A 12,187-nucleotide genomic window follows, 5' to 3' on the forward strand; every position below is an offset into this window, starting at 1 on the left:
CTGGCTGTCTACTAATTAGCAGACAGCCTATAAAAGAAGAACTATATTTTCCGTTGCATAAAAATCTCAGGGTCATCGAGTGTCTGAAAACCGTATTGTTCATATAGACCATGAGCGTCGAAGGTACATAACATCATTTTCCGAACGTCTTTTAGTTCGGATTGCTCCACCATCGTTTCGATCATCCATTTCGATAAGCCTCTTCCCCTATATTCAGGAAGGACAAATACATCCATAATCCATGCGAATCTTACAAAATCAGTTACCGCTCGAACAAAACCTATTTGTCTTGCCTCCCCAGTTGCAGGATCTCCCTCATACATTCCAAAGCAAATCGAGGATTTTTCAATCGCTTTCTTTACCTTTTCGACGGTAATCCCTTTGGCCCAGTATGAATCCACACTTAAAAAATGGTGAATTACATTAGTATCAAGATATTGTTTATTTGTACTAATCGTAAAACCATCCTTTTCCCAACTTGACATGTTCCATCACCTTCCAAAAATTAGGAATAAACTACTATCTTGTTTCACTTGAAGTATACTTCCTTCCATCCCTGTCAATAACAATACCAAACGCTAGTAGAAAGAGGTGTCATGGTATGAAGGGAATCTACTTTATCAATGATAGGATTAGTTTAAATGGGCTTTCGAAGGAAGAAAGCTTTAAACTTCAAGAACAATCCATATTACCTTACATTCAACAACATAATATTGAAGTCGTAAAGTTAAATCCTTACCAAATTTATGACTACTACACCATTCCGCATGCCCTATTACATGATTTAAAAAAGCATAGAAACTATCTTGATTGTTTGATTCAGTACTCTCCTTTTGTAATGGAGGACTTTATTAATACCTATCCAGCACGATGGTTTATTTTAAAAAGCTTTTTTAAAGAAGTCATTACAATTGAAGAAAAAGAACTTCCAGTAAAATACATTGTTTAGTCGACAGTTTCCTTTGCCATTTTACGATAGATGACAATGAAGTAAATGATGAAAATAACCAGAATATAACTGCCATATAAACCAAAAGAAAATAACTTATTGCTGGTAAAAGAAGCACCTGTATAGGACAAAATCAGAATGTTTGGGATTTTCCCAATCGTTGTGGAAGTAAAAAACGTTAGCCAATTCACCTTGCTTAAACCGCAGATGATGTTGACAACAGGCGCTGGGATGATAGGAATCAAACGGCAGGTTAAGATGGCAACAAATGAATTTCGATTAAGAAACTCTTCGAATTCTTGAACTTTCGGATATTTCATTAACTTAGATTGTGCATAATCCCGGAAACCGTATCTGCTTAAAATGAAGAATGCCATTGTTCCAGCCATGGCTCCCGTCAAGGAAACGATTACTCCTTGAGTCGTTCCAAAAACACCGCCGATGACGCCTGCAAGGACAGGGAAGGGAATGACAGGAAAAAACACGCAAATGGCTACAAACAGCATACTGATAAGTATAGAAAGGATTCCTCCTTCCTTAATTAATAAAATCAATTCATCTTTTTGCAAAAAGCCAATGGCAATAACAATTACTAATAGTGATATGCTTAGGATTCTTTTATACATCAATTTCTCCTAATCTAAATTACTCTCCCTATTAAGTATAAGGGTTTATACCCCGTTCATAAATATATATTTTCAGATTTTTCCGGAACAAACAAAGACCTTTATCGGTGTGATAAAGGTCTTTGTTTGTTGTTTTAAAATGCTGATCTAGCGCCAAGGTATCTTGGCTTCCAATATGGATTATTCATATCGGTAATGGTTACGCCTGTTGATGTACCGGCATGGATGAATTTGTTATCGCCAATATAAATTCCCAGATGAGACGGACCAGGTGCATAAGTGGTAAAGAAAACTAGGTCACCAGGGCTTGGACTGCTAACAGCTTTTAAGCCTGAAAATTGTGTTGCCGCTGTTCTTGGAATTGAGATTCCTACTTTTTCAAAAACGTATTTTGAGAAGCCGCTGCAATCAAAACCAGCTGGAGTATTACCACCCCATAGGTAAGGAGTGCCGATATATTTCTTCGCTTCTGTAATCACCATTTGCGCTTTTGAAACAGTAGAAATGGGTGCTGGAGTCGGTGTTGCAGCCGTACCAGAAACGGTAAGGACTTGTCCAACATAAATGGTATCCGAAGTCATGTTATTAAGAGATTTTAGCTGTGCAACAGATAGATTATGTCGCGAGGAAATCCCCCATAGTGTATCCCCTTTTTGAACAGTGTAAGTGGAAGCATGTGAGTGAGGTGCCAATAATGATAGTTTTTGATTTACATAGATGCTATCGCTAGAAAGATTATTCCAAGCTTTTAAATTTGAAACTGAAACATTATTATTTTGCGAAATTCTCCAAAGCGTGTCCCCTGATTTAACTGTATAGACATTTTCATGTGCACTTACAGATCCACCAAAAGTTGTAAACAATATGCCGGCAGCTGCCGCGGCTGTCAGTAAATGTTTTTTCATGGTAGCACTCCTCTATTCGTTGATAAATCTATGATAAAGGAGAGCACCTATTTATTTGTATCCTCAACATATGGGTATTTAGGAAGTATATCCCTGCAAAGGTAATGAAAGCCCTCTAGTAACAAACCCTAGAAATGCTTCCAACCCATATACACCAAGGTTTTTCCATAAACTTATCTAGTGACAACATGAACCAAATTAGTAGTTTGGTACTTTTTTGAAATAGAATTGTAGAAATTTTGTAACAAACCTTATGAAATATTGTAACAATCCTTTCATGCACAACGAAGGGACAAATTTATAATAAAACTATAGAAACATTTTTAATGGTTTTTAATTTGTTTAAAAAATACTATGAATCTTGGTGATAAGTATGCAAGGACTAAGTAAAGGACATCCACATGCAATGGGACATCCGCATGGAATGAAAAAAATTGATTATGACGTTAACCCGTTCATTGTCATTTGGGAAGTAACACGCGCCTGCCAGCTTAAATGTGTGCACTGCCGCGCTGATGCACAGCTGACTCCAGATCCTCGCGAATTGACGCATGAAGAGGGTATTAATCTAATTGATCAAATCTATGAAATGGATAATCCGATGCTTGTATTCTCAGGCGGTGATTGTATGATGCGAGAAGACCTTTTTGAACTTGCTGACTATGCAGTTAAAAAAGGGATGCGCGTTAGTATGACTCCTAGTGCAACACCGAATGTTACAAAGGAAAAAATGCAACGTGCCAAGGAAGTCGGTCTTTCACGCTGGGGCTTAAGTCTTGACGCACCGACAGCAGAGATTCACGATAAATTCCGCGGAGTGCCAGGTTCCTTCGATTTGACAATTGAAAAAATTAATTATTTAAACGATTTGGGAATGCCGTTGCAAATTAATACAGTTATCTCCCGTTATAATTATGATCATCTTGAACAAATGTCTAAGCTAGTAGAGGAACTTGGTGCGGTAATGTGGTACATATTCTTACTCGTTCCAACAGGACGCGGTCAAATGGATGCGTGTATCACACCTGCAGAGCACGAAAAAGTTTTCCGTTGGTTGTACCAGTTAAGCAAGACTGCTCCTTATGATATTAAAACAACGGCTGCCCAGCATTATCGTCGTGTTGTTTTACAGGAAAAAGCACGTGACCATTTAATCAAAAAAGGTGAAATTCGCTACGAAGATTCCATTACCACGGATTTTGCTTCGATGCACGATGGCTTAAAACGCGCACCGAAGGGCGTAAATGACGGAAATGGCTTTGTTTTCGTTAACCATATTGGAGATGTGATGCCGAGCGGCTTACTTCCTATTGTTGGCGGTAATATCCGTGAAACTCCTTTAGCTGAAATTTACCGTGAGGCAAAAGTATTTAAAGAGCTTCGTCAGCCTGACAACTATAAAGGTAAATGCGGTGTGTGCGAATTCAACAAAATCTGCGGCGGTTCCCGTTCAAGAACGTATGCAGTAACCGGTGACTATATGGAAAGTGAACCATTCTGCGTGTATATCCCGCAGGCCATGCGTAAGAAAGCTGAACAGACAGTATAGAACTACTCAGGCATTCCAACCTTGGAATGCCTATTTTATTCCACTAAACCTGTATCTGAAATATTAATATCGGCATTTACTTTAAATTTTATGGTTGGATATAATTGCTGCCAGTTTTTCCAATCATCATTCCCCATATGTCTGCTCCGATAGCGCAAACCAAACCCGATAGGATCAACATTTTCTTTTTGCATTTTTACTAGTACTGCTTTGACTTGTTTACTTACATAACCCTTTGCCGCTTTTTCATATTTATCCAAATCCTTATTACTCACATTAAACCGAGCTTCTTCTATTCTTCCATCTACACTCAAGTCAACTTTAATATAAGGTTGTTTTTGATTTTCTGTGATTAACTTATATTTTGTTTTTACCGCTTGCGTATCAATCACGAATGAATCTTCACCATCGTTAATTTTCAAAGCTGTTTTTGGGTTTTCTGTTAAAAATAAATTCAAAATCATCGTTTCCTTCGATTGTAATTTCAACTTCAATTTTTTCTTATCCAAAAGTGCAACCGAATTGATTTCAAAAAAATCCTTTTTTGCCTGAATAATAGGCAATAGTGGATCAAGTCCTTTTTCACCGAATCGCTTTTTAAAATCAAATAGAAACTCGGGGATAATATAAGCCGTTTCTGTTCCATCTCTTCCTAACGCAAGGAATAGCGCATTTGAAGGCATACGTTCTGATTTAGGCTTAGTCTTCAATACCGCTAATGCAGAAGGTTTTCCTACTGCTACCCAGGACATTTCTTGGAAATCCCTTCTTCTTATAAACCAATAGTAAAGATTAGGATCCAGTCCAGCCTTCATAACCTCTTCATTGTAAACAATCAGTTTTGCATGACTAAAATCAATTTCATTGTCCACTTTTGATTTCATTATTCTAACCGCTTCGGCGATGGTATTCCCTTCTTGAGAGATAATTAAGAATTCATTTGATATTTTTTCACCAGTTGGAACGGCAAACTTAAGACTAACAAGAAATTTCTTCGAATTATTTTTTGCAGGATCTATTCCTACACTTACAACAAAGAGACGTTTATCAATGTCTTTAAATCCACATCCTGATAGGAAACACGCCATGAGCAAAACGATGAGTAAACCGCTCAACATTTTTACATTTTGATTCATGCCTTCCTCCTCCTAAGGAAAAAGAAAAAACCAAAGACTGCGAGAACTTCAAAAAACAATCTGGCAACGAGCCAGTACATAGAGAACTTTTCTGGGTGCATATAATCGATCCTAATAACAGCAAGGATCGAGAATGCAAAAAATAGCGCCAATACCAGTCTATTTTTCTTTACTTTATTTTTTTCTGAAAAGGTTCCTTTGATCAATTCAAACGCGACATGCCAATGGACTGCTACACTTATTAATGAAATGTTGACATATAACATTAAAAAAACAAACAGTGCACGTTCAATCGGACTATAAGGAAGGCGGATAGAATCTACCATGATAATCCATGGATACATGTATTCATCTACAGAATCAATACACGTGCATACCTATTGGTATCATAACGGAAGTAAACAAAGTTAATAGTGAAACCCCAAAAATCACCAAAAAATTAATTCGTTTAATTTTAACTTTAAACAGACGATTAAAAATAATGATATTTGCATATCCAGAGAAAATATAGCTTGCCACTGCCACTGCACTAATATTAGGCATGCTGTAAAAATGGTTCCCCGCCTCAAAGATAGAATCCCAACTTAAATAATCACTAGTAACAGCTTTTATAAAAATGAACGCAATAAACGGCACGTTAATAAAAAGAATGATTTCAAGCAGGTACATCACTTTTTTTGTTGGAAATTGAATGACAAAACAGAGAATAAGTAAAAAAACCGCTAAAAGTAACACCTTTGACAGCTCGGGGTTAATAAACCGATGAAGGATATCTATGTACCCTAAAAGGGTTAACAATCCGGCAAAAAACCAAAAAACCGCAAAAGTTACTAGTAACAATATACTTAACGGTTTATTTAGTCGGTTTTTGATGATTTCAGGGAAACCCTGTCCAGGAAACCTAGCATAGATAACAGTATCTGCATACATTAAAGCCATCCCAACAACAATGGCAATCACAATACTAATTAACATTCCGTCAAATCTGTTTTGAATTAGAAATCTGGAACAAAAATAATGACATTCGTCAGCATATTTAATAAAACTAAATATAAAAAATAGCGATTCATACCCACCATCCGATTCCGAGTAAGGCCTTAATTATATTTTTTCTTCTCTAAAGGTTAAATATGGTTTTCCAAAACTATCAAGATTAACCATGTAGGCGAGGAGCAGAAACAAGCCCAAAATCACACCAACTAATCCGTAAAAAATAGACAATAATAAAATAAAATACTTAGATACTCTAATTGCAAAACTAAAGGTACTAATCGGGATAACAAAATTGGATATCGCCCCTAAAGAGACAATAATGATCATAATCGTACTAACAAGTCCTGCCTCTGTTGCAGCCTGTCCTAAAATTAATCCGCCTACCGTGGTTGCGGTTGGTCCGATAGCTTTTGGAAGACGAATGCTTGCTTCCATCAATAACTCCATCATGATTAACATCAGAATGACCTCAACAAAAGATGGGTATGGGACAGCATGCCTGCTGCCAGCTACAGAAAGTGCCAACTGGACTCGGAAAACCTCTGGATTATAGCTTACAAGTGCTACATACAATGCAGGCAATGTGATCGTAGTAAATAAACCAATATAGCGCAGAAGTAATAAAAATTTACCAATCCAATAGGTTTGGTAAATATCAGCCATAGACGCCATTTGATCTTTAAGTACTGTAGGCATTAAAACGGCAAATGGCGATCCTTGAACAAGTAAGATTATTTTCCCTGCCGCTATGTTTATAACTGTCCTGTCAGGTCTTTCCGTTACCATGATCGTAGGGAACAGTACACGATGAGACTTTTTTGTAAAATCTAACAATTGCTCACCTGATTGAAACATTTCTATTTCAACGGCAGAAAGAAAATCTTTTACTTGTTTCAATACGTCTTTATCCACTTTCTTTGAATCATATAGAATGTTAACTACTGTTTTTGAGATAGATCCTATATTCGTTGATTCAATCATTAAAGTTTCCTCTGGATAACGCTGTCGGATAAGACCAATATTTGTTGGAAGACTTTCGCTAAAACCTGATTGCGGACCAAGAATGGTAATTTCAGCTGACGTATCACTTACAGCATTGTTTTTTTCCAGTTTTATATCTAATAAAAATACCTTTTCTTGAAAGAAAAGTATGCTAATTCCCCTGATAAGCTCTTCCTGTACTTTTTCTTCACTTTCTAATGATTTCACTTTCGGATGTGATTGAAGATAAGCTAAAAACTGTTCTGGAGTAGATATTTCATAAAAAGGTTTGATTAGATAGGTTTGTAATTGTGCCTCATCACTTAAGGTTTTAAAATACATCACTTCTAGATGTTTTCCTGTGGCTTGCAATTCCTTCATAACCAGGTCTTCAGCCTTTGGGATTTTTGCTTTTAATGATTCTTGAATGGACATTTTTATCCCTCATAAAAAGTAATATCCTTACCTTTCCTTAGTATTTGGCATTTTATTCCGCAAAACAGACCAACCCTTTAAAAATGCTGACAGTACATTTTTGAAAAAAGCGTTGGTTATCGTTATGATTATGTATATTGATTTATTTTAACGAAGGATGTTTTATTATGATGAGCCTAATAGGTATTACAAAAGACAATAAAATAGAAAAACAAGTTTCTATTAATGATTTAAATCTCGATAGATATAAATGGTTTTGGGTAGATTTTAGTGAACCTACGAATGAAGAGGTTCAGCATTTAACAGAAACTTTTCAATTCCATCCGCTGGCTATTGAAGATTGTTTATACAAATCACCGCAAAGACCAAAGCTAGATTATTATGATGACTACACATTTTTTATAACCCATATTGTTCGTGAAGTCGAAAAAGAAATTATCAAAGAGGAGCTGGACTTTTTTGTAAGAGAAGACTTTATCGTTACATTTCACCTCATTCCCTCTATTGAGGTCTCTCAAGTGATGGGAAGACTAACCACCCAAAAAGACATCAAGAATTTCACTACCCATCATGTGTTTTATGAAATTCTTGATAAAATAGTAGATAATTACTTTCCCATTATTTATAAAATTGAGGATATATTAGATGAAATTGAAGATAACACGCTAAATAATCCAATGAACAATCTCCTCAAAAGTTTATTTGAAACACGGTATATGTTATTGAACCTCACGCATACCATTAATCCAATGCGTGATCTCCTCTACCGGATGTTAAACTCGCAGCATTTGGTAACCATTATTAAACGGAAAGAATATTTTTCAGACATCTACGACCATTTATTAAAATTATCGGAAATGACGATGGCTAACAGAGAAATCACGGCAGACATTAGAGATAATTATCTATCCTTAAATTCACATCAGACAAATAATGTCATGAAGGTTCTAACCATTATGACTTCTATATTTGCTCCGTTAACCTTTATTGCTGGAATTTTTGGAATGAATTTTAAGAATATGCCCGAATTATCATGGAAGTACGGCTACCCTTTTTCTCTTATGTTGATGGGCATTATTGGATTTTCTCTGTTTCTTTGGTTTAAGAAAAAAGGATGGTTTTAGCAGTATCTACGTGAAAAACAGCAAAAAGACTAGGACCCCCCCTAGTCTTTTTACCGTTCACTCCCAATTTTCATACGTAACCGTTCCTCCTGTTAAATCAATCGTGTTCCGCTCACCCTTATAGTAAGTCCTTCCGTCCTTTTCAAAAATATAATTTTCATAAGTAAATACCTCTTTTCCATCTGGAAGATGGACCACCACTTTGGAACCTAGATTTTCTTCCGGTGATTCAATTTTGATCGAACTTTGATAATGGTAGCGAAATACGAAGAAGCCCAATGTCACTATGAGAAAAGTTAGTATGAAAAAAAATGGTCCCTTCCAAGAAAATTGCTTCGTTTTTTTGTGATATAGTTCAAGCCTGGTCATTTTTCTCCTCCACAAACCTTTAGTTATTTGATAATGTGGAATTATCCCTCTTATAGCCAGTTCTATCGGTTTATAACTGTATTTTCAAGGAATGATCCATCACTTTCAAAACTATGCAGAACCAACACAAATGTTGACAGGTTTTGTTTTTAGATTGATTTTTAAATATGATGTTATAATAGGAAAGAGTGTTAATCAGAAAGGGGATTTAGCTTTGACAAACAAAAACACAGAGGAAACAATGAAATTACTTGTGGATTTAGTATCAATACCGAGTCCATCAGGAAACACACATGAAGTGATTTCCTACGTAGAAAAATACCTCGCAGAATTAAAAGTTGAAACAAGAAGAAACCGTAAAGGCGGTCTAATCGCAACATTAGATGGAAAGGATTCAAGTCAGCACCGCATGCTTACTGCACATGTGGATACGCTTGGTGCCATGGTCAAGGAAATAAAGTCAAACGGACGACTAAAAATCGACTTAATTGGTGGATTTAAGTTCAACTCAATCGAGGGTGAATACTGCCAAATCGAAACGAGCACCGGTAAAAAATTCACAGGTACGATTCTTATGCACCAGACCTCTGTCCACGTGTATAAGGACGCTGGAAAAGCGGAACGCAATCAAGAAAATATGGAAGTCCGAATTGATGAAAAAGTACATAATGCACAGGAAGTAAGAGCCCTTGGAATTGAGGTTGGTGATTTCGTTTCCTTCGATCCTCGGGTAGAAGTTACTCATAGTGGATTTATTAAATCCCGTCATTTAGATGATAAAGCCAGCGTGGCGATTCTTTTACAATTAATCAAGCAATTAAAAGAGGAAAATATTCAATTACCATACACCACACATTTTTTAATCTCAAACAATGAGGAAATTGGATACGGAGGCAACTCTAATATCACCCCTGAAACGGTTGAGTACCTAGCGGTTGATATGGGTGCCATGGGTGATGGCCAGTCAACCGATGAATATACCGTTTCTATCTGTGTGAAGGATGCCAGTGGACCGTACCATTATGCACTGCGTAAAAATCTAGTACGGATTGCAGAAGAAAATAATATTGAATATAAACTCGATATCTATCCTTTCTATGGGTCCGACGCCTCAGCAGCGATTCGTTCTGGTCATGATATCGTACACGGCTTAATTGGTCCAGGAATCGATTCCTCACATGCTTTTGAACGCACACATGAATCATCGATTGAAAATACAGCAAAGCTTTTATACCACTATGTTCAATCTAATTTAGTTATATAAAAAGGAGATCACGTTATGCTTTCAAATATTGGTGTACCCGGATTAATCTTAATCCTAGTCCTTGCGTTAATTGTTTTTGGTCCGAATAAACTGCCTGAGGTTGGCCGTGCTGTCGGGAAGTCCATTCGCGAGTTTAAGCGTGCAACGGAAGGAATCACAAATGACATCAAAGAAGAGTTTCAGGATGACCTGAAAGAGGCACAAAAGGAAAGAATCGACCTTAAAAAATAAGTGCAAGCTGCATGGGCAGCTTGCATTTTTTTTATCGCCGTGATTTATCTGTAAAAGCCTGAAGTTGATTGAATAACTTCTTCCTCGCCTTTTCATTTCTCAGTAAATAAGCGGCCCCTAATGCTGCCGTTGTCAAAAGCATTCGATTTCTTGCCATCTTAATTTCCCTCCTTTTATTACTTTACTACTTAAATGTTCCCTCAAATTAATCTTTTTAACAGTAACAGATTATTTCAATTTACGTCACGAATTATTTGTAGTATTCTAAATATAAAGATAATTTTAAAAAGAACATCTAGATTCCTCTACCCTTCCATCCCCATAAAAGAAGGTGTTTTTAAATGTATTATCATTTATTTGCTGCCCTCTTATTTTTCGGAATTTCTCTTACAATACCCACCATTCCTGAAGCCTATATGGTGGCCGTATTACTCTCCGGCTTTATCGCACTACTTATCTTTTTAAAAAATCTTTATCAACAGGTAAATAACAAATTCCTTATTCAAGCAAGAAAAGCAGAAACTGAAAATAGTATACACCTCTCCTCATTTATAGGAACGTTTGTCATGATTCGGAATGAAGAGTCACCATTATCGGATGAATTTACTTTTATGATTTTTCATGATGGTTCAATAGAGATTCCCCTTTTTTGCCGAAACCATTGTGTAATACAAAAAGCTGCTCACTCCAAAAATGAGTTAATTGTGTATTATAAGGATTATATCCTTATCAATGTAGAGGAAAATGAAAAGACACCAAATCATTAGAGGTTTGGTGTCTTACTTTAATTTCTAGATTATTCCGCTACCATTCCTTTAATCTTCTCGTTATGTTGTTTAGATTGTTCTAGTAATTTATTTAAGAGAACAGCAGCCTGCTTATCATTTTTCGCCTCAACTGCAGCCTTAAGTTCATGGTACGTTTTCCAATGACCCATAGCCTTACCGCCATGTGCCTTTTGTACAAATTCCTCTTTTGTGATTTTTCCTTCATCTAATTGTTTCTTTAATTCCTGTATTTTTGCCATTTTTTCTTGCTTCCACTTCTCGCGGTTTTGTGCATTTTCCGGACTTAGCCATTTCGTTCTGAGATCTTTTTTCTCCGCTAAAACCTTTGTCCATTCTGCTTTTTTATCGGGAGTATATTGCTCCACCCATGCTAGCAGTTTTTGTTCGCGCTCAGCCATTTTTGCCTGCCAGTCTTTGTGACTATGCTTTTGTTTTTCACAATCACATTCTTCTGACTCCTTGTCCTCTTCTTTATCCTGAGAGCCTGGAACCGTGCTTTTTTCAGCTTGTTTTTCACTATCTTTAGGTGTCTGAACATTCGCAGATGTAAAACCTGGCATGGTAAGTAATAATCCTAGCATCATGATCAACAATCTAAATTTCATTTCAATCTCCTACTTTCTTTGCTATATTCGTTCAAAATTTAACCAATTATTAAATTTGCACGAATTTATCATACCCATTATGTCCAAAAAAAATTTACCAATTTGACAAATTTTAATGAATTAACCTACTTGTTTATTCCTATAGGATATCGTATTCTATGAATATAGTAGATATGTGAAACATTTCACAAGATAAATGAGCAGAAAGGCTCTATATTTTTTCAGGCTTCTT

Annotated in this window: 16 protein-coding genes; 6 read left to right on the forward strand and 10 right to left on the reverse strand. The window is 36.3% G+C overall.

What is annotated here, in order from left to right:
• Nucleotides 1–41: 41 nt before the first annotated feature.
• Complete coding sequence (locus QFZ31_RS08970) at nucleotides 42–485, reverse strand: GNAT family N-acetyltransferase (protein WP_307302571.1); 444 nt, start codon at nucleotides 483–485, stop codon at nucleotides 42–44.
• A 116-nt stretch (nucleotides 486–601) separates the two neighbouring features.
• On the opposite strand from QFZ31_RS08970, the gene QFZ31_RS08975 reads away from it, so the two are divergent.
• On the forward strand, nucleotides 602–949 hold the full coding sequence (locus QFZ31_RS08975; RefSeq protein ID WP_179599927.1) for a hypothetical protein: 348 nt from the start codon (nucleotides 602–604) through the stop codon (nucleotides 947–949).
• Here the strand turns inward: QFZ31_RS08975 and QFZ31_RS08980 are convergent.
• A complete protein-coding gene (locus tag QFZ31_RS08980) occupies nucleotides 946–1,575 on the reverse strand; it encodes a TVP38/TMEM64 family protein (protein WP_307302572.1) in 630 nt (209 codons plus the stop codon). The genes QFZ31_RS08975 and QFZ31_RS08980 overlap by 4 nt on opposite strands.
• 134 nt (nucleotides 1,576–1,709) lie before the next feature.
• Nucleotides 1,710–2,480, reverse strand: a complete 771-nt coding sequence (locus tag QFZ31_RS08985; protein ID WP_307302573.1) for a C40 family peptidase — start codon at nucleotides 2,478–2,480, stop codon at nucleotides 1,710–1,712.
• A 406-nt stretch (nucleotides 2,481–2,886) separates the two neighbouring features.
• Between QFZ31_RS08985 and QFZ31_RS08990 the strand changes: the two genes are divergently transcribed.
• Nucleotides 2,887–4,029 carry a TIGR04053 family radical SAM/SPASM domain-containing protein gene (locus QFZ31_RS08990; protein WP_373459909.1) on the forward strand — a complete coding sequence of 381 codons (1,143 nt, stop codon included), beginning with the start codon at nucleotides 2,887–2,889 and terminating at the stop codon, nucleotides 4,027–4,029.
• A 35-nt stretch (nucleotides 4,030–4,064) separates the two neighbouring features.
• Here the strand turns inward: QFZ31_RS08990 and QFZ31_RS08995 are convergent, their stop codons facing one another.
• The 4 genes from QFZ31_RS08995 to QFZ31_RS09010 form a co-directional block, all read right to left on the reverse strand.
• Nucleotides 4,065–5,165 carry a Ger(x)C family spore germination protein gene (locus QFZ31_RS08995; protein WP_307302576.1) on the reverse strand — a complete coding sequence of 367 codons (1,101 nt, stop codon included), beginning with the start codon at nucleotides 5,163–5,165 and terminating at the stop codon, nucleotides 4,065–4,067.
• Nucleotides 5,162–5,509 carry a hypothetical protein gene (locus QFZ31_RS09000; protein ID WP_307302578.1) on the reverse strand — a complete coding sequence of 116 codons (348 nt, stop codon included), beginning with the start codon at nucleotides 5,507–5,509 and terminating at the stop codon, nucleotides 5,162–5,164. The genes QFZ31_RS08995 and QFZ31_RS09000 overlap by 4 nt, the downstream gene beginning before the upstream one ends.
• A gap of 16 nt (nucleotides 5,510–5,525) precedes the next feature.
• Nucleotides 5,526–6,140, reverse strand: a complete 615-nt coding sequence (locus tag QFZ31_RS09005) for a GerAB/ArcD/ProY family transporter (protein WP_307302579.1) — start codon at nucleotides 6,138–6,140, stop codon at nucleotides 5,526–5,528.
• A 126-nt stretch (nucleotides 6,141–6,266) separates the two neighbouring features.
• On the reverse strand, nucleotides 6,267–7,574 hold the full coding sequence (locus QFZ31_RS09010; protein WP_307302581.1) for a spore germination protein: 1,308 nt from the start codon (nucleotides 7,572–7,574) through the stop codon (nucleotides 6,267–6,269).
• 167 nt (nucleotides 7,575–7,741) lie between these two features.
• Between QFZ31_RS09010 and corA the strand changes: the two genes are divergently transcribed.
• A complete protein-coding gene (corA, locus tag QFZ31_RS09015) occupies nucleotides 7,742–8,698 on the forward strand; it encodes a magnesium/cobalt transporter CorA (protein ID WP_307302582.1) in 957 nt (318 codons plus the stop codon).
• 57 nt (nucleotides 8,699–8,755) lie between these two features.
• Here the strand turns inward: corA and QFZ31_RS09020 are convergent, their stop codons facing one another.
• On the reverse strand, nucleotides 8,756–9,067 hold the full coding sequence (locus QFZ31_RS09020; protein ID WP_307302584.1) for a hypothetical protein: 312 nt from the start codon (nucleotides 9,065–9,067) through the stop codon (nucleotides 8,756–8,758).
• A gap of 241 nt (nucleotides 9,068–9,308) precedes the next feature.
• Here QFZ31_RS09020 and QFZ31_RS09025 point away from each other — a divergent pair, with 241 nt between their 5' ends.
• Nucleotides 9,309–10,331 carry a M42 family metallopeptidase gene (locus QFZ31_RS09025; protein WP_373459910.1) on the forward strand — a complete coding sequence of 341 codons (1,023 nt, stop codon included), beginning with the start codon at nucleotides 9,309–9,311 and terminating at the stop codon, nucleotides 10,329–10,331.
• A gap of 15 nt (nucleotides 10,332–10,346) precedes the next feature.
• The gene (gene tatA, locus QFZ31_RS09030; RefSeq protein WP_179599906.1) at nucleotides 10,347–10,562 is read left to right on the forward strand and encodes a twin-arginine translocase TatA/TatE family subunit; all 216 of its coding nucleotides are present in this window, start codon (nucleotides 10,347–10,349) and stop codon (nucleotides 10,560–10,562) included.
• Between the two features lie 31 nt (nucleotides 10,563–10,593).
• Here tatA and QFZ31_RS09035 read toward each other — a convergent pair whose 3' ends face one another.
• Nucleotides 10,594–10,719, reverse strand: a complete 126-nt coding sequence (locus tag QFZ31_RS09035) for a hypothetical protein (RefSeq protein ID WP_307302587.1) — start codon at nucleotides 10,717–10,719, stop codon at nucleotides 10,594–10,596.
• Nucleotides 10,720–10,903: 184 nt separating this feature from the next.
• On the opposite strand from QFZ31_RS09035, the gene QFZ31_RS09040 reads away from it, so the two are divergent.
• Nucleotides 10,904–11,329, forward strand: coding sequence for a hypothetical protein (locus tag QFZ31_RS09040; RefSeq protein ID WP_307302589.1), 426 nt, complete (start codon nucleotides 10,904–10,906; stop codon nucleotides 11,327–11,329).
• A 29-nt stretch (nucleotides 11,330–11,358) separates the two neighbouring features.
• Here QFZ31_RS09040 and QFZ31_RS09045 read toward each other — a convergent pair whose 3' ends face one another.
• Entirely contained in the window at nucleotides 11,359–11,955 is a 597-nt protein-coding gene (locus QFZ31_RS09045; protein WP_307302590.1) for a hypothetical protein, read from the reverse strand.
• Nucleotides 11,956–12,187 lie beyond the last annotated feature (232 nt).

This window comes from Neobacillus niacini, from assembly GCF_030817595.1.
GTDB classification, from domain to species: domain Bacteria; phylum Bacillota; class Bacilli; order Bacillales; family Cytobacillaceae; genus Neobacillus; species Neobacillus niacini_G.